Origin of the sequence: Crenobacter cavernae, assembly GCF_003355495.1 — a bacterium.
In the GTDB taxonomy this organism is placed as follows: domain Bacteria; phylum Pseudomonadota; class Gammaproteobacteria; order Burkholderiales; family Chromobacteriaceae; genus Crenobacter; species Crenobacter cavernae.
The window spans coordinates 2,548,251-2,572,482 of record NZ_CP031337.1 but is presented as its reverse complement, the minus strand read 5'-3'; the positions used below and the strand labels follow the sequence as shown (position 1 = coordinate 2,572,482).

The window sequence follows — 24,232 nt, the reverse complement described above, 5'->3', positions numbered from 1 at the left end:
GCCTTGTCCCGTCTGGATTTGCCCCATTACGGCGCCCTGTCAAGACTTGTTGAGACCCCCTCAGACCACTAGAATTTGGGTCCGTCAGCGCATCAAGCCGTATATATTGTGTTTATCAACACATCACCCACAGCTTGTGCACACAGTTTTCCACAGCCCGCCACACCAGGCCGGGCTGACCGCCCCCGAGGGCGGAAGAGCACGATCAAATTCACCTGCCGAGGCACATCACAATGCAATTGACCACTTCTGAAGGGCACACCGCCGCCGAGCTGGGTCGCGAGGCGGCACCGCAAGCCGACTACAGCCAGTACAAGACCATTCGTCGCAATGGCGCCGTCGTGCCGTTCGAACCGGTCAAAATCTCCATCGCCGTCACCAAGGCCTTCCTCGCCGTGGTCGGCACCCAGGGCGCCAGCTCGGCCAGCATCCGCGAGAAAGTCGCCGCGCTGACCGAAGCCGTGCTGTCCGCGTTGATCCGCCGCAAGCCGGAAGGCGGCGCGATCCACATCGAAGACATCCAGGACCAGGTCGAGTTGTCGCTGATGCGCGCCGGCGAGCACGACGTCGCCCGCGCCTACGTGCTGTACCGCGAACAACGCGCGCAGGAACGCGCCGCGCGCGGCGAAGCGCTGACGCAGATCACCATCAACGTCGTGCGCAAGAACGGCAGCCGCCGCGTTCTGGACATCGCGAAGCTGCGCGAGACCATCGTGTTCGCCTGCCAGGGCTTGGCCGAGACCGAACCGGACGCCATCCTGACCGAAACGCTGAAGAACCTGTACGACGGCGTGTCGGAAGAAGAGGTCAACAAGTCGTCGATCCTCGCCGCGCGCGCACTGATCGAGAAGGACCCGGCGTACAACTACGTCACCGCCCGCCTGCTGCTGGAAAACATCCGCCTCGAGATCCTCGGCGAGACCATCAGCCAGCAGGAAATGGCGACCCAGTACGCGCTCTACTTCCCCGACTTCATCAAGAACGGCATCAAGGCCGAACTGCTCGACGAGCGCCTCGCCGAGTACGACCTGAAGAAGCTCGGCGCCGCGCTCGACGCCAGCCGCGACCTGCAATTCGGCTACCTCGGCCTGCAGACACTGTTCGACCGCTACTTCCTGCACATCGACGGCACCCGCATCGAGATGCCGCAGGCGTTCTACATGCGCGTCGCGATGGGCCTCGCGCTGAACGAAGTGCACCGCGAAGAACGCGCGATCGAGTTCTACAACGTGCTGTCGACCTTCGACTTCATGTCGTCGACGCCGACGCTGTTCAACTCGGGCACCCGCCGCTCGCAGCTGTCGAGCTGCTACCTGACGACGATCGCCGACGACCTCGATGGCATCTACGAAGGCATCAAGGAAAACGCGCTGCTGTCGAAATTCGCCGGCGGCCTCGGCAACGACTGGACCCCGGTGCGCGCGATGGGCTCGCACATCAAGGGCACCAACGGCAAATCGCAAGGCGTGGTGCCGTTCCTGAAAGTGGTCAACGACACCGCCGTGGCGGTGAACCAGGGCGGCAAGCGCAAGGGCGCGGTGTGCGCCTACCTGGAAACCTGGCACGCCGACATCGAGGAATTCCTCGAACTGCGCAAGAACACCGGTGACGACCGCCGCCGCACCCACGACATGAACACCGCCAACTGGATTCCGGACCTGTTCATGAAGCGCGTGATGGATGGCGCCGACTGGACCCTGTTCAGCCCGTCCGAGTGCCCGGACCTGCACGACCTGTTCGGCCGGGCCTTCGAGAAGCGTTACAACGAATACGAAGCCAAAGCCGCCCGCGGCGAGCTGAAAGTGGCCAAGAAGATTCCGGCGCTGAGCCTATGGCGCAAGATGCTGACCATGCTGTTCGAAACCGGTCACCCGTGGGTCACCTTCAAAGACCCGTGCAACATCCGCAGCCCGCAGCAGCACATGGGCGTGGTGCACAGCTCCAACCTGTGCACCGAGATCACCCTGAACACCAACGACGACGAGATCGCCGTGTGCAACCTGGGCTCGGTCAACCTCGTCAACCACATGACCGCCGACGGCGAGCTCGACGGCGAGAAGGTCAAGCGCACCGTGAAGATCGCGATGCGCATGCTCGATAACGTGATCGACATCAACTTCTACCCGGTCAAGAAGGCGCGCAACTCCAACCTGAAGCACCGTCCGGTCGGCATGGGCATCATGGGCTTCCAGGACTGCCTGCACGTCAAGCGCGTGCCGTACGCGTCGCAAGAGGCGGTCGAGTTCGCCGATTCGTCGATGGAAACCGTCGCCTACTGGGCGTACTGGGCGTCGACCGAGCTCGCCGAAGAGCGCGGCCGCTACCCGAGCTACAAGGGTTCGCTGTGGGACCGCGGCATCCTGCCGCACGACAGCAACAACCTGTTGGCGGCCGAGCGCGGCGGTTACCTCGACGTCGATCGCACCGAGCGCATGGACTGGAACCTGCTGCGTGAGCGCGTGAAAGAACATGGCATGCGCAACAGCAACTGCCTGGCCATCGCGCCGACCGCGACCATCGCCAACATCATCGGCGTGTCCGCGTCGATCGAGCCGACCTACCAGAACCTGTTCGTCAAATCGAACCTGTCGGGCGAATTCACCGTCACCAACGAATACCTGGTGAAGGATCTGAAGGAACGCGGGCTGTGGGACGAAGTGATGGTCGCCGACCTGAAATACTTCGACGGCAGCCTCGGCCGCATCGACCGCGCGCCGCAGGACCTGCGCGAGATCTACGCCACCGCGTTCGAAGTCGACCCGAAATGGCTGGTCGAAGCCGCGTCGCGCCGCCAGAAATGGATCGACCAGGCGCAGTCGCTGAACCTGTACCTGGCTGGCGCCAGCGGCAAGAAACTCGACGAGCTGTACAAGCACGCGTGGGTCAAGGGCCTGAAGACCACCTACTACCTGCGCACGCTGGCCGCCTCCAACGCCGAGAAATCGACCGGCCGCGGCGGCGAGCTGAACTCGGTGCCGGTGGCCGGAGGCTACGAAGCGGCCGCCGCCGAGGTGGACAACACCCCGGCGACCGACGCCAAGTTCTGCTCGATCGACAACCCCGATTGCGAGTCTTGCCAGTAAGGTACGACGGCGCCGTCGGCGGTTGATGCAACGCAACAACCCCGTGGGTTTTCCCGCGTCTGGCGGGAAAACCCAGGCCTCGCAAGAGGCCACTGTGAAAGTTGCCAGTAACCCTGCAAAGGGGGGAGCGTGCGGCCTGGCCCGACGCCCCCTCCAGCCAACGGAAAGGACCACCATGAGCGAATTTGTTCTCTACACGGCCGATGCCGACGTGACCGAAGCGCAGCGCAAGAAGGCCGCGGTCGAAGCGGCGCTGAAGCTGATCGAAGTGGACCTGGCCAACAAGCACACCACCAGCTTCACCTCGCTCGACGCCCACCTGGACCGGCTGCACGTCTACGCCGACAAGATCCTGGACGCGCTGCAATAAAACCTCGGCCAACCTTGCCGCTCTAATAAAAGGTTGGCCGAGCCCTCGCCCCGATACCCAAGCGGGTTGGGCTCAGCCCGTTTCCGTATCGGACGACTCGCCAAGGAGCCTCATCATGTGGCTGCGAATGAGTGTTCTGGCCCTGCCCTTCCTCGCCGGCTGCGCCGGCATGGCGGGCAAGCTGAATGGACGGCTGGACCCGCCGGCAGGCCAGGGTTACGCCGTGGTGTCGCTGACCGCGCTGGCCTTCGAAGCCGACAGCACCCGGGTACAGGCGGCCTACCAGGGCGGCGGCGTGAGAGGCAGCGTCTACGCCAGCCTCAACACCGACACCGTGTTCGGCCAGGAAGGCATGAGCCCGGTCGAAGGCCGGCTCGAACTCCTGACGCTGCCTGCCGGGCGCTACCGCTTCGTCGAGGCGTACGGCTACACCGTCGACGACTCCGGCGTCGGCCTGTTCGGCGCGCGCATGCCGCGCAGCGTGCGACTGCCGATCAACCGCGACTTCTGCGTCGAAGCAGGCCAGACAGTCTACCTCGGCGAAATCCGCGTCGACCTGTCGTACCGGCCCGAACTGCTACTGAAAAACAGCCAGACGCGCGACTTCGGCCACATGGCCCGCGTCTGGAAGATCGATCAAAACGATTTGAACCGCGTCCTGATCCACCCGCTTGCCGAAGGCAAGGGGTGTTGATCCAGGGCCGGAAAACAAAATAAGGAAAGAAAGCCCATGCTCGACTTCGACAGCGACATCGTCTCCCCGACCCCGCCCCCGCAAATGCGCAACGGCCTGAACGAACACGGCACCGCCCGCGTCAGCGCCAACGACAAGCGCATCATCAACGGCCAGACCGACGTCAACCAGCTGGTGCCGTTCAAGTACAAATGGGCGTGGGAAAAGTACCTGGCGCAGTGCGCCAACCACTGGATGCCGCAGGAAGTGAACATGCAGCGCGACATCGAACAGTGGAAGACCGGCCAGCTGACCGAAGACGAAATGCGCCTCGTGAAGCGCAACCTCGGCTTCTTCGTGACCGCCGACAGCCTCGCCGCCAACAACATCGTGCTCGGCACCTACCGCCAGATCACCGCGCCGGAATGCCGCCAGTTCCTGCTGCGCCAGGCGTTCGACGAGGCGATCCACACGCACGCCTACCAGTACATCGTCGAGTCGCTCGGCCTCGACGAGTCCGAAGTGTTCAACGCCTACCACGAGATCAAGTCGATCCGCGACAAGGACGAATTCCTGATCCCGTTCATCGACACGCTGACCGACCCCCACTTTACGACCGGCACGCCGGAATCCGACCAGAAGCTGCTGAAATCGCTGATCGTGTTCGCCTGCATCATGGAAGGCCTGTTCTTCTACGTCGGCTTCGTGCAGATTCTCGCGCTCGGCCGCCAGAACAAGATGACCGGCGCCGCCGAGCAGTACCAGTACATCATGCGAGACGAGTCGATGCACTGCAATTTCGGCATCGACCTGATCAACACCGTGAAGCTGGAAAACCCGGGCCTGTGGACCGATGAATTCAAGACCGAGATCACCGATCTGTTCAAGCACGCGGTCGAACTCGAGTACGCGTACGCCGAAGACACCATGCCGCGCGGCGTGCTGGGCCTGAACGCCAACATGTTCAAGGAATACCTGCGCTTCATCGCCAACCGCCGCATGCAACAGATCGGCCTCGACCCGCTGTTCCCTGGCGTGAGCAATCCGTTCCCGTGGATGAGCGAGATGATCGACCTGAAGAAAGAGAAGAACTTCTTCGAGACGCGGGTGACGGAGTACCAGACTGGTGGGGCGTTGAGCTGGGATTGATTTGGCATTTGTTAGAACTCTGAAAGTTTGAAATTTTGTAGCCAAAGATTGAAAACTTGGCAAGCCAAAACTTGAAATTTTGAGAACACAACCAAAACCCCGAGCGTGGGGTTTTGGTTGTGAGGCTGTATTCTTGGCCATTCAAAATCAGGCATCTAAAAGCACTGTACCGCCCAGTTCGCAGCCAAAATGGTTGGAGGAAGACAGTAGTCGTTGCTGATATTCAATCCATAGCGCGCATTACCTCGCTTACGTCACAGTCAAACGATCTGCAAAATGGGGGCGAAGATTATTTGTGGTAATTAGTACATCTAATTCTTCGGAGTTTACTACGTGGAGCACGAATATTCCGTTCTTGGAGGACTTAATAGGGCCGCCATCGGTCGCTATTTGAGTATCATGTCGGCATTGGTTGCCTCCACACTTGGAGCGACCATCCTTTCGATCGTTGACTTCGCTCGCCGCCTAGGCTGGGCCGATCCTCTCCCGCCGCTCATCCTCTGGCCGCTTACCGGTGGCTTGATATACATGGTGCTCTACTGGTTATTCGACACTCGAATATGGCGCTGGAAGAAAATCGCCGAACTTCTTAAGGTGCCCGACTTATCTGGGACTTGGAGAGTTGCTGGCCAGACCATCAACCAAGACAAGACACTTGGCAATATTTGGGAAGGCGAAATTACAATCGTTCAGAGCTGGGACAAGCTGCGTGTTCGCCTGAAGACTAAGCAGTCTGCTTCGAACAGCATTGCGGCTGCACTTGTCTATGACAAGGCTGATGGCTTCCGGCTTATATACAACTATAAAAACGAGCCGAAGATTGGAGAACGTGAGCTGATGGCGCATCGTGGCTCCGCCGAACTGGTATTCGACGATAATTTGCAGACCGCAACCGGAGAGTACTTTAATGGACACGGCCGCTACACGTTCGGCACGATGAAGCTTTCGAGGGAGAAGTGAATTGGCACACGATATTGATCAACGACTGAAAGCGCTCAACTCGCGTCGACGTGGTACAGACCGGATCGCAGTCTTGTCGGCCGATGCCGCTGTTGACGTTCTGATCAAGAGATTGGTCGAGGAGGCTTACTCCAAACGAGCCCCCGGGCTTCGACACACGGAATATGTTCTTGGTGCGATGCAAGCTGTTGATCCTGATTACACCCGTATCAGCATCGAGGAGGCCGAGCGGGTAGGAAAGCAAATTCTGGGTGGATTGAGGTCGAAAGGGTTGAGTGCCGAGTTCCGTCTTCAGGGATCTGTGCCGTGTGACATCCATATCCGCGGCGTCAGCGACGTCGATCTGTTGGTGATTGAGGATCGCTATTTCCGCTATGCAACCGAGGGCATCCGCGCGCAGCGTGGTGACTACAGTAATCCTGTCAGTTACGACACACTTATCGCCCTTGGAGACCTACGCACCTACTGCGAAGAGATCCTCAGCGACGCGTATCCAGCTACAAACGTCGATAAGACCGGCGCCAAAGCAATCAAAATTTCGGGAGGATCGCTTCGGCGGCCAGTTGATGTAGTACCGTCGAACTGGTTTGACACGCCAGCTTTTCAGTTGAGCGCACGAGAAACCGACCGAGGCATTGAGATCCTCGATAAAACAACGCCTGAGAGGGTGCTAAATACCCCATTCCTACACATCGAGAGAATCGGCGCGCATGATTTGCGTTCCGGCGGAGGCCTCAAGAAAGCTATTAGACTATGCAAGAACGTCAAAGCCGACGCAGAGGACGAGGGCACTAAGATCAAGCTTTCGAGCTTCGACATCGCCTCAGCCATGTGGCATGCAGACCTCAATGCACTCAACGTGAGCGTGGCCCATGAGCTGGCCATCCTTGAGGAAACACAGCGGCATTTGGACTTTCTTGCCCGCCGGAGGGATTACGCGGCCACGTTACAAGTTCCGGATGGAACTCGGTGTGTGTTCGATACCGACGAAAAATTTGAGGCACTGATCCAGTTGTCGCTTGAGATCGACGATTTAGCTGAGAAGGTTGCCAGAGAACAGGCACGCTTTGCGTCGTTCGTCACAGCCACACCTGACAGCGTGAAAGATATTCTTCGCAGGTCGTACATTCCTGGATGAGCCGACTGAAGGCCCGTGGAACAGCTAGCACGATCATGCCGGCCCCGGCGAAGGCTACGTGAAGTATATGTGGGTGTTGTTACTGATTCGCGCGACATAGTCAACTATAAAGTGGACTTACCTGACAACGGTCGGCACTTCCGGCTTATGATCCCGGCAGGAAGGTTTGCTCATACCATGAGTCTACAACTCCGGCCTGTGCTGTCAAAAGACTGGGGCTTGATGCAACAGACCCCTCGTGTTGACCAAGTCTACGTAAAGGTTACGATGTGATGGGGCGATCGATTTATCTGTTCATGTGGGGATATCAGCACAGCTACCGACTTCATGTTCAGCACCTCGCAAGAGATGTTCTAAAGGAGCTTGGCGCAGCAGGGAACGCCGATGTCCTGCTTGTCGGTGCGCGTCGTCCCGGCAGCAACAACCGGAATCAGGTATGCATAGAACCGGAAGATGGGAAATGGTCCTTACCGCTCTTTGATGGCCTGTTGGACGCAATCGAGTCCACCTATGAGAGTCATCATCTACAGAACGTCTTTTTCGGCGACGAGCCCAGCATGCGCGATAAGCCGGAATGGATGCGCCGTGACTCAGTACGAACGTCAGTTGCCAAGACGTTTGAGTCCTATGATAAGAATCATGGTGTCACGTCGTTCTGCGGCGAGCCACGATATATCGAAGACTACTACGTCACCCCGGTCGTGCAGATTCCCAATGCCACCTTTGTCCAATTTCCTCCTTTGCCGCCAAGGCCCGTGAGCATACGGGAGCGCGGCTACGGATTTCGCAGCCTATTGCACGCGGCGATGTACGCGGTGCTTCAGGAGGCAACTGAAGAAATGCAGAACCCGGAGCCGGGCCGTTTTCTCCAGCGAGGGATGCGGAGCGCAGAGGAAATTGTCCGTGTAGCCGCAAGAAATTTTCTTCATACCCCAGGTTTGTCTATCGATCGTAGATATAACTATTCCGATCTTTTCGGTGCCCTCAATCTCGTCTCCTCTCTCCTGTACGAAGGAGCAAAAGGGACCGGCCGCCTTGTTCTCGTGAATCCAGAGAACGAAGCGGTGGACTTTCTCGTAAAATTTGCCGAGCCAGTGCCACTTCATGATCCGCGCTGGGCCAGGAAGGTACTGCAGATGGCAGCGAGTGGCAGCGGCATCATTGGTCTGTCCCGAACACAATGGACAGTTAGTTAAGCACTGAGCAGCGCTTGGCGCTGCTCGAATTCCATCGGACTCAGATAGCCCAGCGTCGAATGGCGACGCTGGTGGTTGTAAAAGCGGATGTAGTCGAACACATCTCGCCGGGCTTCGTCGTAGCTCCGGTAGCGGGCCAGGTAAACCCGCTCCGCCTTCAGCGAACGGAAGAAGCTTTCCATCGCCGCATTGTCCCAACAATTGCCCGCTCGGGAATGGCTCGGCACGATGCCGTGTCGCCTGAGCAGGGCCTGGTAGTCGAACGCGCAGTACTGGCTACCCCGGTCAGAATGCAGCAATACTTCGCCTTGCGGTTGTCGACAGGCGACCGCCATCGTCAGCGCCGCCTGCACCAACTCTTGCTGCATGCGGTGATGCATCGCCCAGCCCACTACCGCCCGTGAGTGCAAATCCAGTACTACTGCCAAGTACAGCCAGCCTTGCTCGGTACGGATATAGGTCATATCCGATACCCAACGCTGATTCACGCCGGGGGCGGCAAACTGGCGCTCCAGCCGATTCGGTGCCACCGGCAGCACATGCTTGCTGTCTGAAACCGGCCGCCAGCGCTTGCGTGAACGCACCCGCAAGCCACCTTCCCGCATCAGTCGCGCAATTCGATGCCGCCCACAGGCCAGGCCCTGCGCGACCAGTTCGGCATGAATCCGTCGGTGCCCGTAAATGCCGTTCACCTCGGCAAACACCAGGCGAATCTCCCGTAACAAACGGCGATTAGCCATCTCCCACGCCGAGGGCGGGCGTTGCCGCCACGCATAATAGCCGCTGCGCGAGACGCGTAGCAGCCGGCACATCAGCGCCACCGGATAGCGCCCAGCCAACGCTTCGATAACCTGAAACCTTACTTCGTGGGGTGCGAGAAGATGGCGAGCGCCTTTTTTAGTACGTCGCGCTCCATGGTGACACGCGCCAGTTCGTCGCGCAGCCGTTTGAGCTCGGCGGCCTCGCCGAGCTGTTTACCGTTGCCGGGGAAGGCGTCAGCACCGCCGGTCAGATACTGACGCTTCCACTTGCCCAGCAGGTTCTCGGATAGGCCGAGCGCTTGGGCGACGTGACGCAGCGGTGAGCCGGCCAGCACCTGCTCGACGGCCTCGCGCTTGAAGGATTCGGGGAAGTTTCTACGGGTTTGGGTCATGAACACTCCTTGGCGGACATTATCCACCTTAAGTCAGTGTCCACCGAGCCCGGGACAGACCAGTGTAGTCCAAGGCTTGCGCATCACTGAGGTCCTTCAGCTCGCGGTTCTTGTAGACCGTGCCATCCTTTTTGAAATAGAGGATGTGGCCCCGGGAAGTGCCCGGCATGTAGCGGCCCAGCAGCGGCTGCAAGCCGCGCTCCAGCCACCAGCAGAAAGACGCGCCATCCCCCTTGCCCACGCAGTATTCGTCCAGACTCAGCTGCGGCAGTCGATCTGCGGGGTATCGCTGGATGAACTGTTAGTACAGCGGGTCATCGGAAGGTTTGCGGGCCGCCTCCTCGCCGAGCAGTGCTAGCTCATCGAGAACCTGTTGGAAATTCGTATTGGTCTGCATGTTCTTTCAGCACTTGTGATCTGTTTTTGATTGGTGTCGCCTTATGCCTTTTGTTCCGGCGCCATACAGTTTGAGGCACTCACGCGCCCTCACTGCCTCACGGATGAGTACAGAACTGATTGCTTCAAAGGGCCGGATCAATAATCTGCATTTGTGGGGTAATGGCAGCTATAGCGTTGCGTGGGATGTCACACGACAGCAAGCGGTCATTGTATCACCTTGTCATGAGCGACCACTTCGACCAAGGATCGGTTAGTTAGTCAGAGCTAGCACCGGTCGCTTAAGCTCGAAGTAGCTATTTGTCATCGTCAACCTACGAGACCAAGTCGCACGGGCACGTTTGTAAACTATTGCTAGCACCTGCAGATGAAGCTATTACTCCGGCAGCTAAATTCGGCGCTGTTGCATAAGTCGGGCTTGGGCCAAGTTACCCCTACCCCAGTCGGATTTCAGGCGTGAGTGACCGTCACCGGCATGCCCAGTCGGTTGAACGTATTCAGAATCGCGCAGCGCACATGCACCTCGGCCACCTGGCGCTCCGGTTGGCGCGATGCCAGTCGTTCGCCCAGCAACTTGAAGCGCAACATGGCGCTATTGCATAAATCGGGCTAGGGGCAAGCCCCCCTGCCGCTGACGAACTTCAGGCGTGCGCAACCGTCACCGGCATGCCCTGCCGGTTGAAGGTATTCAGAATCGCACAGCGCACATGCACCTCGGTGACCTGTCGCTCCGGCTGGCGAGCTGCCAGTCGTTCCCCCAACAACTTGAAGCGCCCCATGGTCGTCTCGACCAGGCTACAGCGATGGTAATCACTCCACTTCTTCCATAACCGCCGCCCCAGATGCTTGACGGCGGCCAAGCTGTCATTCCGAGCTTGGGCAAAGTCGGTACGGTCTTTCCAGGGCTTGCCGTTCCGCCTCGGCGGTACGATGACTTCAGCTCCGCGCGAACGAACTACCCGATAGAAGCCCCGGGTATCGTAAGCTCCGTCGCCGCGGACACTCGCCAATGGCTCGGCAGGATCAAGTTGGGACAGTAGTTCTTCCACTTGGGCGGCGCGTCGCCCTGACGGTGGTCGGTCATCTCTACCGCCCGGACATCCAACGTCGCGGCATCGATGGCCACATGGAGCTTACGCCAAGCCCGGCGGTACTCGGCTCCGTGCTTTTTGACCTTCCATTCACCCTCGCCGCAGATTTTGATCCCGGTGCTATCGACCAGCAGGTGCAAGGGTTCGGCCCGACGTCGCACCGGAATGTTGACGGTCAGGGTGGCCTGCCGCCGGCTGACCGTGCTGAAGCAGGGCACCGGCCAGTCCAGCCCTGGCAGCTTCAACACACTGCAAACTAAGCCTCGCGCTTGCCGGAGCGCCAGCTTGAACAAGACCTTCAGCGTCAGCACGGTTTGAATGGCGGCGTCAGTGTAGACCGTCGGACGACCCTTGGCGTCAGGTCGCGCATTACCCAGCCAGGAAATGTCCGGTGACAGCCACACCATCAGATTGCCCCGGTTCTGCAGGCTGCGGTTGTACTCGGGCCAGTTGGTGATGCGGTAACGGGGCTTGTGCGGGTTCATGCGGCAAGTCTACCCCGCGCTTCGGGCGGCAGCCCGGCCGGACTTATGCAACAGCGCCTTAGAAATAGCAAAGAACACCTATACTATAAACAACTAAAAACGATGGGAAGAGCGATGCATTTATTTCTCCGATGTTACCTAAAAATATTATATGCCATTGCTCTTTTATCTGTGGCTTCTATTGCACACTCGAAAGAAATTATTGGCCAGCCCCCCTGCACAGTCAACCCGGCTTTACATCAGCCATTTGGTAACGCAGGTACTGGATTAAATCCAGATTCGGCAGTACCTTTGCCGATCCAGCCAGGAGAAAAGCTAAATCTCAGCTTTAAAAAAACGACAAATTGTTACGTCGCAATATCCCCTGTATTGCCAGTCGAAATAACTTTATCGCTCAAAGGTGGCGACGGAAGTAATTGGCCCAGATTTTCAATTCGTACTGTAAATTCAGATCCAATCATAGCTATTGCCCACTCCGAGATCAAAGAAAATGATGCTATCAAGGCCTCTGCCAAGCTCAGGCCAGGAAATTACATTGTTCAGGTTGAATATTTCGATGTTTCCAAAGAAAAGTCCGAACGACATTTCTCGTCTGATTTTATACTAAGCGTCGAAAAAATTAGAAATGATACACCTACGTTTCCAGCACTTGCAGGAGAGGTACGTGAGATTAAATTTAGCCCCACCAGTAGCAGTGACTACTATTTAATTGACGTGAAATACCGTTCAATTTTGCAGTGGGCATTGGGCGCACCACCTTTCTTTCGGCTAAGCGAAGAAAAAGGTCCATGGAGCCCTAATGACTCAAGACCGCTCGTATCTTTCGGCATTAGGAAAATGAATGGTGATAGTGCATGGCTACTGGAAAAACGCCCACTACCCGCTTTAAGTTCCATTCAATATTCATACATTCTTAACCCAGGAAAGTATATTGCCGAAATAAATATGTATGACGAAAAGAAAATATGGCCAAAATTTAAAGAAATGCCACTCTCCGAATCAAGTGAAATTACCATTTCGCTGATTGGAGTCTCGTACAACCCCATGCGAAACGAATTGATGCAATTAGGTAAGTGGTTTGAAGATGTTGGTCTTGGCGCCGCGCTTTCTCCGCTCGATATTATCGATTTTAGGCAAAAAAATTCGGAACAGAACATGCAGGTCAGAAGTGAAATGATTGAAGGAGCAATGCTTGCCACAGCACATCGCGAGAACACTAAAAATAACAATGCGAAGTTACGACCGAGATCTCTTGCATGGCAGCGGTTGGAAACAGGACTGCTGGCTGGAACCCTTTTAAGTTCAAACTACGCTACAGCCAAAGACGTACCGGATGTCGCAGTGCTTTTAGACACCAACCTTGATCGCTTTCAAATGGAGGCGCTCGAAAATGAATTTAAAGAAATGCATGGAATCACACTCTGGCAAAAAATAATTCAAAAGGTTGCAGCAGCACTGGGGCTTCCATCCAGAAAAGTCATTCTACATGTACCAGTGGTTTGCTCAGGAGAGTGGGCGTTTTCAATTTCAGGAGGAGACGCAAGCCGCTATGGGAGTTTCTGCGTTTCTGCTTCATTTGGAACCACTCTACCGGTCCCGATAAAAAAGGGAGTGCTCTCAGGAAGTCAGCAGCTCCCTCTATCTACGATGGGGATTGGCCCCAGTATCTTAGCTTTTTTACAAGAGTATCTTAAAGTCTCCAAGAGAGAAATAAATGCTCTCACGTTAGATCCAGACTTTGCCGAAGTTATAGTGCGCGGCCTTAAAGGCCGTACCATTCACGGCGGATCGCTGTGGGAACGGCTACAAATTTCGTTCTTTGTAACTCAAGCACCTTCAGGGCCATTCTTGCGAGCGAGCATAGATGGTCGAGTAGCCAGCGGACTCGGAGCATACCCTCCGGACAGTCAGTTTACTGATATGGAGCCTCAGTACACTCTTGATCTTACCGAGTTTACTCGAAGCTTGACGGTCGCATTCAAGGACTACCTGTCAAAAAAGGAAAAGGAGCCGAATCGTGACTGAACGCCAGCTAAAGTATGCCCTCGGTGTAACCATAATTATTTCCCACGTTACGCTCTTGCTCCTATGTATTGCCCTATATTTTCTTGCCGCATTTACGATGCAAGAGCTAACAACTTTATTGGCAATTGTGGTGCCAGTATTTTCAGTGTATACGACTAGTGTAGTTTCCTTTGTGATCAGTGACAAACACATTGCCTCCGATAAAACAAACAAAGTCACCAATACTTATGCTGTTCTTTCGTTCGCATTTCCACTATTTACGGCCCTATTAATTGGTGTGAGTGTCATCATGAAAGCTTACAATAATGGGTTTGATAACTTCGAAGATTTCAAACGGTTCTTAATTACAATCGAGACTCTTTTTGGTGCATATATGGGGGCTTTAATTTACTCTTTGTTCGGAAAGCCAAAAAGCAACCGCACAGATACAACCAATTAAAATCAGTTGCGATGGCTAATGGTAACTTCACAAAGCATGGCGCACTAAAGCATGCACCCTTCACCAAGGGTGATTGAGGTAGAGTTAATGGTCAAATTTTCGAAACAGACTGACGCAATACTTGATGGAATTAATTCGCCACGTTTTCATACTGTCTTGCCAAAGGCCAGCCATTTTCGCAATTATTATCGCTTTACTTTGGGTCGTAATTGGTAGGCATTTAATTATTTGCATGAAGGCATAGCTGCGCCGCGCAGAAGAAGGACGGGATATCCTAAGAAAAGCCACGTGCTACTTTGCCAGTGAGTCCGTGTGAGCATTGCTTCATGGACAAGCATTGACCTGATAGTCATGCGTCGTTTATTGCAGGTGACGCGTGTCGGACTCTACATATGCCGCATTGACCTGAATCTGACCGAGCAAAGGAGGACACCCGGTTACCCTCCCTGATTCGTGATTCCTAGCGTGTCAGTGGCGGTGACTATGGCTCACGCTGTAACTGGATGACTGCACGAGATCGGTGCGGTGTGTGGCAAGCACCATGTTTCCCGTCTGATGCGACTTCACCACATCAAGGCACTGCGCGGCTTCAAGGCACCACTCCCCATCGCAGGGTGCCCGTACTTCTCTGTTGGTACCCAATAACCTGAACCGGGCATTTATGCTAAATGCATTAGACACTCCAGTAATAGAAGGGATGGCCGCCAACCGCTGCGATGCCACCGCTTCGCAGATTGCCTCGGCATCCGCCGAATCGGTCTTGCTGCCTTTGACATAGGGTTTCACGAACAGCGGTGCCAGCGGTGCCATTAGTTTGACGACGTGGCCTTGTGCTGCCAGCTTTCTAGCCCAGAAGTTAGCACTACCACATGCCTCCATACCGAGCAGACAGGGCGGCAGATTGGCAAAGAATGCGGCCACTTGAAGGCGAGCCAATTGTTTGCACAGAAGGCTCTGCCGTGCTCATCCACCCCGTGGGCCTGGAACACATTCTTGGCCAGATCCAGTCAAATCGTCGTCATGTTTATGGTGACGCTCCCTTCGGTCAGTGAGCCGATTGCAAACTCACTGTGACACCGCAGTGCCGCTTCAGGAAAGGGGCGTCCATACCATTAACAAAGCCCAACACAGGTGCTCTATAAACCAGAGTGCTGCTAATTTCTAATGATTAACGACCATCGCTACGTCCTTCAACCTGAGGAGCTAGCCATGCCCGACAGCGCCGACATTTTCTGGTTCAAGACCCAGTTTGAAAGTCCCATTCAAGCCGCGATCGCCGGCACGCCACTGACGGTTGATTTTCTCACTGCCATCGCCTGCCACGAGACCGGCTCCATTTGGGGAACCATGCGCCGCAAAGACATGGCGGTTGATCGTATCGTGGCACTGTGTGTAGGCGACACGCTCGATGCTGACAAGGGCCGGGCAGCCTTCCCTCTGACCCGGGCCGATCTGGAGAAAGCACCTCGCGGCAAGGAGATGTTTGCGATCGCACGCCAGGCGCTGGTGGACATGGCACAGCATGTGCCCGGCTACGAAGCCGTGGCCAAACGCCCCAACAAGTTTTGTCACGGCTTCGGCGTATTCCAGCTGGACCTGCAGTTCTTCATCGAAGACCCAGAGTACTTCCTGAACCGCGATTACGAGAAGTTCGATTGCACCCTCGACCGCTGCGTGCGCGAGCTGAAGAGCGCGCTGCGCAAGCTGGACTTCCAGAGCCGTGTAACGCTGACGGATCAGGAGTTCGCCATGGTGAGCATCGTCTACAATACCGGCCGCTTCAAGCCGGCCAAGGGCCTGAAGCAGGGGCACTTCGACGGCAAGCGCTTCTACGGCGAGGCGATCCTCGATTTCATCAGGCTGGCCCACACCGTCGCCATCGCGGGCGAAGCCACGGCCCTGCTGCCCGCGCCCGCTGGCCAGGCGCTGGTCGCGCCGCCAAGCCCGGTCACCGCCACGGGGCCAGCGCTCCGGGTAGAGACACGGGAAGGCATGCTACGCCTGCGGCGAGAACCGTACATCAGTACGCCACCGCAAGCGAACGTGGTGGGGCACCTCCCCGACGGACACGAGGTACGCGCCATCACCGGCGCCAAGGTTGGCGGCTTCATCGAAGTCGAGACAAGCCTAAGCGGCGCTCTGCTGCGCGGCTTTGCCTCGGCGAAGTTCCTGCAGCCTCTGGCAGGCCCTGTCGCTATACAGCCAGTGGTGCCCGCGGCCTTGCCGCCCAACAGCGGCATCGTAGCAGTGACCATGCCGCGCAAGCCTGGCTCCATCACCCGCCGACGCGATCCCGCCAATGCGCACTCGTTGAACGAGAACGGGCAGCCAGGCCGCGTGGGTACGTCGCCGGATCAGCTGCGAGCCGAGCTGGCCGCCATCGTTGACTGGCTGGCCGTGGACGATAAGAGGAACCTGCGCTACCAGCCGCACGACGGCCTCACCTTCTGCAACATCTACGCGCACGACTACTGCTATCTCGCCGACGTCTTCCTGCCGCGGGTCTGGTGGTCAGCCCCAGCGCTGCTGCGGCTTGCCGCGGGAGAGACGGTCCAGCCCTTGATCGGCAACACGATCGCGGAAATGCGGGCCAACGACCTGTTCCGCTGGCTGCGCGACTTCGGGGCAGCCTTTGGGTGGCGCCAGACCGGCACGCTGACCAAGCTACAGACGGAGGTAAACCTGGGCGCCATTGGCTTGATCGTGGCCCGGCGCAAGGAGGATGGCCGCTCTGGTCACATCGTGATGGTGGTGCCCGAAACGGGCACTCTGGTGGCACGGCGCAACGCCGCCGGCGAGGTGATCGCGCCGCTGCAAAGCCAAGCCGGCGCGAGCAACTTCCGCCAGGGCACCGGCAAGCTGAACTGGTGGAATGGCGAGCAGTTTGCTGAGAGCGCTTTCTGGCTGCATGCCTAAGGAGAAGAGCGCACAGATATCCGTAGCTCGCTAGCGGGTCTGTCCCGCTCTCCATGACTGCGGTTTAGCACCAAGTGCTGAGCGATGCTTTCCGAATTCAATCTGGGTCAGGCATCCCAGTGTCGATTCCCCTAGCCGACGTCCGGTCAGAACGGGGGTGCTTGAACAGGAGGCGAAATGAGCGAAAAGGACAAGACGCCGGCTTACTACTTCGATCCGCGCCAGGCCCAGGCCGAAGCCGATTGCCTGGACCAGCGCCAAAGCCCTCCCACTCAACCTGAACAGACACCGGAACAGCGCATCTCCGATAGCCTAGGTCTCGCGCTGTCGGGGGGCGGCATCCGTAGCGCCACCTTCAACCTCGGCCTGCTACAGGCACTGGCGGCACAGGGAAAGCTGAAAGACTTCGCCTACCTCTCCACTGTGTCCGGTGGCGGTTACATCGGCAGCTTCCTCGGCCGACTGTTCCATCGCGCGCAGGAGGAGAACCCGGCTGGCACGCCGACCCCAGACCTGGTCGCGGACGTGGAACGCAAGCTCGCCAGCGACGAAGCGCCGATCATCCGCTGGCTGCGCGACAACGGCCGCTACCTCGCGCCGCACGGAGCCCACGACCGCCTGTTTGCCGCCGCCATCTACCTGCGCAACATGCTGTCGGTGCACGCCTTCCTGGGCGTAATCCTGTTCAGCGCCTTCATCCTGCTGGCGTGGCTGCGCGCCTGGCTCAGTCCGGATTCACCTCCGGACATGGGTACATGGAACTACTCCCCCGGCCCGGTTTGGGGAGGCGTCATGGTGCTGATGGCCGGCTTCCTGGCCTCTGCCTGGGCCTACTGGATGATCCGTCGCGACAGGAGAGTCGCCTGGCTGCAGGTAGTCATCGCAGTGGGCCTGGGCGTCGGCGCCTTGTGGCTGCTCAGCAACGACGTCGGCGGCCCCTCGTCCATCCGTTCACTGGCAACCTGGTGGCAGGGTTGGGGCCCACGTGACAGTGCCTTGTTGCTGGTCGCCACCATCGCGCTGCCAGCCCCTCTCATTGCACTGGCGGTGAGATGGTCGAGCACCACACAGGCCCGCATACGCAACCGCCTGTCCAAGCTCCTATCCTGCCTGCTGACCGCCACGCTTGCTCTCACCGGACTCGCCCTGCTGGACGACCTCGCCCTCGCCTGCGTGCAGCTGTTCGAGAAGGACACGGCCAACCTGTCGCTATTTGGCGCCGGCGCCACCGGTGCCCTGCTGGCCGGGCTGCGCGCGCTGGCAGAACGCCTTTCAGTCGGCGTGGGCAAGCTGGGCAGCAGCGGGAGCGGGCTGGCGCTGAAGGGCCTCGTCGGCGTGGCCGGCGTGTTGCTCCTGCTGCTGGTCGCCTTCGGCTGGGGCGTCGCAGCCTACGCGGTGGCCGGGAGCCAGGTAGTGGAGCAGCTACCGCTCGGCACGCTCACCCTGGCCGCCACGGTCATCCTGCTACTGATGCTGTACCTCTACCGCAGCAACCTGGACTTTCTCAACCTCTCGTCCCTGCACCAGTTCTATGCTGCCCGTCTGACCCGCGCCTACCTCGGTGCCGGCAACAGCCGGCGCAGCATCGCGTGGACAGAAAAGCCGGTGCACAGCAGAAACCAGCCGCCGGTGTCCGACGTAGTCGAGGGCGACGACCTGTCACTGTGGATCAGCGGCACCCGCCCGACCGACACCTATGCACCCCACCTACGGGGTGGCCCGCTGCACCTTATCAACGTGAATGTGAACCAGACGCGCTATTCCTCCACCGGCAACTTCCAGCCCGACCGCAAGGGCTGGAACTTGGCGGTCGGGCCGGCCGGGCTGAACCTAGGCCGCACCTACTGGCAGGACGCACCATGGCAGGACGCCGAAGCGCTGTCGCTGGGTTGCTGGGTATCAATCTCCGGCGCAGCTTTCTCCACTGGCGCCGGCCCGCGCACCTCGCTGGGCTTCTCCGCCCTGCTCGGCCTGCTGGGCGTGCGTCTGGGCTACTGGTGGCACGCCGGCCAGGAGAACCGCCCCAAGTGCACACTCACTACCGCCCAGGCCCTACTGGCCGAGCTCACCGGCAACTTCAATCCTGACGGCACCAACTACTGGTATCTCTCCGACGGCGGCCACTTCGAGAATACTGCCGCCTACGAACTGATCCGTCGCCGGCTCAAACGCATCGTGGTGGCAGACTGCGGTGCCGATCTGGAATACGGCTTCGAGGACATCGCCAACCTGGTGTTGAAGGCACGCATCGATTTCGACGCCGAGATCGAGTTCTTCAGCGATGCCGACCTAGACACGCTGTGGAACGGCACGCCATGGCGGCGCTGCTTCTTCGCTCCGCAACTCGGCCTGCCGAAGACCGGCGACGCTCCGCTGGCCCTGGCCAGGGTGCACTACCCGGACGATCCGGAGTACGGCTGGCTGCTGGTGGTAAAACCACGCCTGCCAACGGAGCTGCCGACCGACCTCGCACGCTACGCCGCTATCGCCCCCGACTTCCCGCAGCAAAGCACCGCCGACCAGTTCTACGACGAAGCTCAGTGGGAAAGCACTCGCAAACTCGGACGCCTCCTCGGCGACCACCTGGTCGATTCACTGAGCGCGCTCGACGTGGCATGGGCCACTTACATCGCCGGCCAGCCCGCCGTCGAGGGCGCGGACTGGACCCGCCCGGTGGCATCACCCGCGCCGGGAACGGAGGAAGCCCCGAAGCAGGCCGGGGTGGCGAAGCTACTTGCGCTGTACACACCGTTAGTGATCGCGTTATGGACCGGCTTCGAGTTCTATTCCAACTACCAGAAGTCGCAGGCTGCCGCCGCCGAAGATAAGGTGAAATTCGTACTCGCTCGCCTTGACCGACTGGAGGAGCAGGCAACCCGGAAGCCGTACTGTGCAGCGGTCCCCGTCTCCTGCCCGACTGCAGCCGCCCAGTTGAGCATCGCGGAGAACGAAGTTACCGCCCTCGACCGCATCAAGGACGACAAGGCCAGAGCCTTGCTGGATATCTCCACCAAACTGAGAACGCAGCTTGGGCTGGACCGGCCAGAACCGTCGAGTATCGTGAGCATTGCCTCGCAGATGGCCTCTGCGTCACCAACTGCAAGTACTTCCACACGGCAGGAGCCAAGTCCGCCACAGGAGGAGCAGCGTCTGCAGGAAGCCATAGAGCAAGCTCTCGTATACGTGCAGATCTATGGAGAAGAGACCCGGGACGTTGCACAAGACGTCATCACCCGGCTGCAGGCCGCCGGGCTGAAGAGCACACAGACGCCAGGTATAGAAAATGTCACCCGCAGCGCGCAGGCGCGCGGGCGCAAGCCTCCTGACCGGTTCGCGCGCGTCACAGTGATCTACTACCACCCGGAAGACCGGAAGTTGGCTGAGTGGATCGTTCGCTCAGGACTGGAGGGGAAGGGATACCCTCTCGACCTCTCACGGGCCTACAAAAATGTTCGATCCCATTTGGTAGAGATCTGGCTGCCCTGATGTGCTGGTAGGGCTTCTCTCCGTAAGGCTGGTATGAGCTGGCGGAGGCAGATCAATGTGGCGAGCCATCAGTTGTACATGTCCCCGCCTCCTTTCTGAAGGCGATCCTCGAGCTGCCTTCAGATGACAAGCAGCTTGGCTGCTTTGGAGATATTACTATCAGCTTTTCGTAGCGCATGGGCTTTGTTAATGAAATGGACGGCCCCTTCTGGAACTGGCACCGAGATGCCGACCTAGGAAGGGGCCGTCCATTTCATTAACAAAGCCACAACTAGCAACTACGTTGCTGAGTTCGACGTCTTGACCCTATGGGGAACTACAGCAGGCGACCACCCCCGACCAACCGCTAGTCATCAGCCAGGCTACTTGGTAAGGCATGCCGCTCTCCGACCAAACATGCAAGCTTATCTGTCACCCGAGAAGAAAATGCAATGTTATGTGTCGCTGGCTTAGTTATTTAACTGTCGCCATCACCAGCAATCATCTGATTCACGTTGAGAGACAATGCAAGCTTATGTGTCGCTCGACGCATTTTTATTGACGATAAGATATGCGAAAGGCACACTTCGGTGTGCCTTTTTTTGATGAGGACTTATAAAAATGTCAATCGCAGCCACCAGCGCCATTTTGGCTTTAGCCAGAAAACCCCTCAATGATATTTACGAATCAGGCAAAAGCTCTCTAAAAAAATACTATTCCAACTGGAAAGCAGTAGCCAGCCTTGATAAATACAAAAGCAATTTGCACGAAATTGATTTGATTAGAACCATAAACTGCCAGAACTCGATATCTCTTACGTCAATTTACTATCCATCAAGAATTATTTTACCTAATAAAAAGAAACTTATCGCCACCAGCGCCTTGGAAATATAAATTGCCGTAGGGTCAAATAAAATCTTCCTCCTTGGAACTGCAGGACAAGGGAAATCAACACTACTGCGCTATTTATGTATAAATGAAATCGAGCGCGACGAGCGAATCGCCCTATTTGCTTCACTAAAAAACATCGACGAAAAAACCACTCTAGAATCTCTACTATTCGACAGCCTCGCGAAATCCGGGATAGACATCGAGAATGACAAAGAGGCTCTATCTGCAATTCTAAAAAGCGGGAAATGCGCCATATTTCTTGACGGGTACGACGAAATAAAAAGAGTGCACTCCATGGAATTCAAGAAAGAGCTCGAAAGCAAATCAAGAAAATTTCCTAACACCACATGGATATTGTCATCCAGGCCTGGCGCGTTATTTGACCATCTATCAGAAATACATGGTTTTAAATCCATACCCATGGATAAGCTTTCCGAATCAGACTTTCAACCTTATCTAGAAAAAATTGGAGTAGCTGTCAATCGGGTGGAAAAAATCACGCACTCACTAAAAAAACAAGAAAACAAGCGCGTCAAAGAGGTTTTAAGCACACCACTATTACTAACTTTGTTTTTTACAGTATACGGCGATCACCCTGAAGACATCCCAGACAATATACCTGAATTTTACCAAAATCTATTCAGCACCCTTTCAATTTGCCACGACAAAACCAAACCAGGTTACACCAGAGAAAAAGCCAGTCAACTTTCCAACGAAAACATTCGCGCACTATTTGAATGTTTTTGTTACCTGTCACTAAAGGAGGGGGGCACTTCCATTGAAAATGACAGCTTTGAAGAATTCCACAAAAAAGCGACCAAAATTGCAGGAGTAGCATGTCATGCCGAAGCCTTCAAAACCGACATGACAGATAACATCTGCCTCATGAAGCGAGAAGACTCCATACACACCACATTCATACACAAGACAATACAAGAGTTTTTTGCAGCATACTTCATTAAACACATTGAAGACGAAGAAATTGGAAAAAAATATACCAAGAATTTGATAATTTCTCCTCCATATATAATTTCAAAGAAACAATTAATTTTCTAAGCCAGATCGACGAATATAAATACAACAAATATCATATATTACACTATGCAACACAATTCCTAGAAGACAATCAAATCAACAAGAAAACAATCTCCAAAAGCGATATAAACAATCTAATAAAAAGAATTGGTTTCTCACTGAGAAGTATAGAAAGCGACGGCAGTCGCAAAACCAGTCTTAGCTTACCTATCGACAACATAAATAACAACTACATACTAAAACTACATAGTGCAATTATGCCTATAACACGCAACTACACCCTTTCGACATCCCTAGTGTCGCTACATGGAGCGATGCGAAAGGATCAGGAATTGCGCACCGAAATACAAAACATTGCCAGCAAATTCATTAACGATATAAAACAAGACCTAACCAAAGCAAAGGGATTTTTAGAAAAAAGAAAATCAAACCAAAACGCCTTGTTTGAGATTTAACAAAATGCGCAGAACCATGACGCGAGGCACTGAGAGAGGTGTTGCGCTGAATGCTTCATCAAAAAAATGATTAGCTTCCCCGCACAGGGCTTTCATTCAGATTCGGCCAACTGCTTCCAGCCAAGGTTGGCCGAACCGACGCCATACTCCGACCATCTCGCCTACTCATTTTCGAGTCTCACGCTCAGCCAAGCCCGCTGCACGACTGAAACCCAGCGTCAAAATCTTACTAAACCATTCCTTGACCCCACATAAAATTGCCCCTATTCGCCAATCCCAACTTCTTCCTCCTGCTGACCGGCAGCTACCAGCGCCTGACCGGCAAACCGCTGCTCGATGCGACGTTGGCCGAGGCCGAGGCGATGCGCTGGCTGTACGAGGACGCGCCGTTCTGCGTGCTGGCGCACGACACGGCGGCGAGCCCGGTGTTCGTGTACGCCAACCGCACCGCGCAGCGCTGTTTCGGCTACGACTGGGACGAATTCACGCGGCTGGAATCGCGGCTGTCGGCCGAGGCGCCGAATCGCGACGAGCGCCAGCGGCTGCTCGAGGCGGTACAGCGCGACGGTTTCGCCGACGGTTATCGCGGCCTGCGCATCGCCCGTGACGGGCGGCGCTTCTGGATCGAGGACGTGACGGTGTGGAACCTGATCGACGAGCGCGGCGTGTACCACGGGCAGGCGGCCACCTACCGGCGCTGGCGCGACGCCTGAGAGACGACCCGGCCCGCGCAGGCGTGCCGCTGCGACAACGGCCGGCGCGCGACTCCGCTCCCGCTGAGCCGAGCGACCGCCGAGACAGACAAAACCCCGCCGGGGCAGGCCACTATGTGGTGTAAAAACGTTACTACTACCGCCTGAGCGAGTCTTGGCGCGACCTTTGTAATAAGTAACTGTACTAATGGCCTCGGGGCAATCCGAGGCCATTCTCTATTAGGGCTCGGCGCCAATCTCGGCACTCGCCTTGGGGCTGCCGGAAGTGTTGAGGCGCTCTGAACCGGTCAAGGCATTGTGTGTCGACCTGTGGGACTCATACCGGAAACAGGCTGAAATCGCCCATGAGCCGCCGCATGTCTGCTGATAAGCGGATAAATTGACTAGCTGCTTTTCGGCCAAAGCGGACGATCTGGCCCTGTGGGGGAGATGTCCGCTACCGACCCATAGCGGCCTGTCTGCACCGGCAATAATCGGCCAATAGTGAACCAACTGCCCAGTCTGTCCACGGGCGAAACGGCGCTTGACCTACTATCAAGCGACACTTATCATCTCCGCGTCGAAAAATGATCGGTCGGTGTGGTTATTCCGACCCTCGT

17 protein-coding genes and 3 pseudogenes are annotated in these 24,232 nt (G+C 56.8%); 14 read left to right on the top strand and 6 right to left on the bottom strand.

Annotated elements, in window-relative coordinates; translation table 11 throughout:
* The first annotated feature begins 233 nt into the window (after positions 1-233).
* From DWG20_RS12500 to DWG20_RS16005, 7 genes are all read left to right on the top strand, one after another.
* Entirely contained in the window at positions 234-3,083 is a 2,850-nt protein-coding gene (locus tag DWG20_RS12500) for a ribonucleoside-diphosphate reductase subunit alpha (RefSeq protein WP_115434125.1), read from the top strand.
* Between the two features lie 175 nt (positions 3,084-3,258).
* Positions 3,259-3,453: a hypothetical protein gene (locus DWG20_RS12495; protein WP_115434124.1), complete on the top strand. Its 195-nt coding sequence runs from the start codon at positions 3,259-3,261 to the stop codon at positions 3,451-3,453.
* A gap of 115 nt (positions 3,454-3,568) precedes the next feature.
* The gene (locus DWG20_RS12490; RefSeq protein WP_115434123.1) at positions 3,569-4,147 is read left to right on the top strand and encodes a hypothetical protein; all 579 of its coding nucleotides are present in this window, start codon (positions 3,569-3,571) and stop codon (positions 4,145-4,147) included.
* A gap of 84 nt (positions 4,148-4,231) precedes the next feature.
* Positions 4,232-5,275 (top strand): ribonucleotide-diphosphate reductase subunit beta, encoded by a 1,044-nt coding sequence (locus tag DWG20_RS12485; RefSeq protein WP_115434805.1) that lies wholly within the window; start codon positions 4,232-4,234, stop codon positions 5,273-5,275.
* Between the two features lie 333 nt (positions 5,276-5,608).
* Positions 5,609-6,235, top strand: a complete 627-nt coding sequence (locus DWG20_RS12480; RefSeq protein WP_115434122.1) for a Cap15 family cyclic dinucleotide receptor domain-containing protein — start codon at positions 5,609-5,611, stop codon at positions 6,233-6,235.
* Between the two features lies 1 nt (position 6,236).
* Positions 6,237-7,373 (top strand): nucleotidyltransferase family protein, encoded by a 1,137-nt coding sequence (locus DWG20_RS12475; protein ID WP_115434121.1) that lies wholly within the window; start codon positions 6,237-6,239, stop codon positions 7,371-7,373.
* Between the two features lie 272 nt (positions 7,374-7,645).
* Complete coding sequence (locus tag DWG20_RS16005; protein WP_147289963.1) at positions 7,646-8,569, top strand: hypothetical protein; 924 nt, start codon at positions 7,646-7,648, stop codon at positions 8,567-8,569.
* Here DWG20_RS16005 and DWG20_RS12465 read toward each other — a convergent pair.
* The 5 genes and pseudogenes from DWG20_RS12465 to DWG20_RS12450 all read right to left on the bottom strand — a co-directional run bounded on the left by DWG20_RS12465 (position 8,566) and on the right by DWG20_RS12450 (position 11,694).
* Entirely contained in the window at positions 8,566-9,408 is an 843-nt protein-coding gene (locus DWG20_RS12465; RefSeq protein WP_115434119.1) for an IS3 family transposase, read from the bottom strand. The genes DWG20_RS16005 and DWG20_RS12465 overlap by 4 nt on opposite strands.
* A gap of 20 nt (positions 9,409-9,428) precedes the next feature.
* A complete protein-coding gene (locus DWG20_RS12460) occupies positions 9,429-9,722 on the bottom strand; it encodes a transposase (RefSeq protein ID WP_115434118.1) in 294 nt (97 codons plus the stop codon).
* Positions 9,723-9,750: 28 nt separating this feature from the next.
* Positions 9,751-9,915, bottom strand: a complete 165-nt coding sequence (locus tag DWG20_RS16160) for a hypothetical protein (RefSeq protein WP_181880911.1) — start codon at positions 9,913-9,915, stop codon at positions 9,751-9,753.
* Between the two features lie 653 nt (positions 9,916-10,568).
* Positions 10,569-10,694 (bottom strand): annotated as a pseudogene (locus DWG20_RS16155) (IS5/IS1182 family transposase); the annotation flags it as partial.
* Between the two features lie 65 nt (positions 10,695-10,759).
* A pseudogene (locus DWG20_RS12450) lies at positions 10,760-11,694 on the bottom strand (IS5 family transposase).
* 114 nt (positions 11,695-11,808) lie between these two features.
* On the opposite strand from DWG20_RS12450, the gene DWG20_RS16000 reads away from it, so the two are divergent.
* Together DWG20_RS16000 and DWG20_RS15995 are read left to right on the top strand one after the other, a co-directional pair.
* Positions 11,809-13,719, top strand: a complete 1,911-nt coding sequence (locus DWG20_RS16000) for a hypothetical protein (RefSeq protein WP_147289961.1) — start codon at positions 11,809-11,811, stop codon at positions 13,717-13,719.
* Positions 13,712-14,158 (top strand): hypothetical protein, encoded by a 447-nt coding sequence (locus DWG20_RS15995; RefSeq protein WP_147289960.1) that lies wholly within the window; start codon positions 13,712-13,714, stop codon positions 14,156-14,158. The genes DWG20_RS16000 and DWG20_RS15995 overlap by 8 nt, the downstream gene beginning before the upstream one ends.
* Before the next feature lie 693 nt (positions 14,159-14,851).
* Here DWG20_RS15995 and DWG20_RS16485 read toward each other — a convergent pair.
* Positions 14,852-15,165, bottom strand: a pseudogene (locus DWG20_RS16485) (IS110 family transposase); the annotation flags it as partial.
* A gap of 202 nt (positions 15,166-15,367) precedes the next feature.
* Between DWG20_RS16485 and DWG20_RS12440 the strand changes: the two are divergent.
* From DWG20_RS12440 to DWG20_RS12425, 5 genes are all read left to right on the top strand, one after another.
* Positions 15,368-17,074 carry an SH3 domain-containing protein gene (locus tag DWG20_RS12440; RefSeq protein ID WP_115434116.1) on the top strand — a complete coding sequence of 569 codons (1,707 nt, stop codon included), beginning with the start codon at positions 15,368-15,370 and terminating at the stop codon, positions 17,072-17,074.
* 177 nt (positions 17,075-17,251) lie between these two features.
* Positions 17,252-20,560, top strand: coding sequence for a patatin-like phospholipase family protein (locus tag DWG20_RS12435; RefSeq protein WP_115434115.1), 3,309 nt, complete (start codon positions 17,252-17,254; stop codon positions 20,558-20,560).
* 600 nt (positions 20,561-21,160) lie between these two features.
* On the top strand, positions 21,161-21,433 hold the full coding sequence (locus DWG20_RS15990) for a hypothetical protein (RefSeq protein WP_147289959.1): 273 nt from the start codon (positions 21,161-21,163) through the stop codon (positions 21,431-21,433).
* Positions 21,434-22,486 carry an NACHT domain-containing protein gene (locus DWG20_RS12430; RefSeq protein WP_115434114.1) on the top strand — a complete coding sequence of 351 codons (1,053 nt, stop codon included), beginning with the start codon at positions 21,434-21,436 and terminating at the stop codon, positions 22,484-22,486.
* A 691-nt stretch (positions 22,487-23,177) separates the two neighbouring features.
* Entirely contained in the window at positions 23,178-23,633 is a 456-nt protein-coding gene (locus DWG20_RS12425) for an MEKHLA domain-containing protein (protein ID WP_220271959.1), read from the top strand.
* The last annotated feature ends 599 nt before the right edge of the window (positions 23,634-24,232 follow it).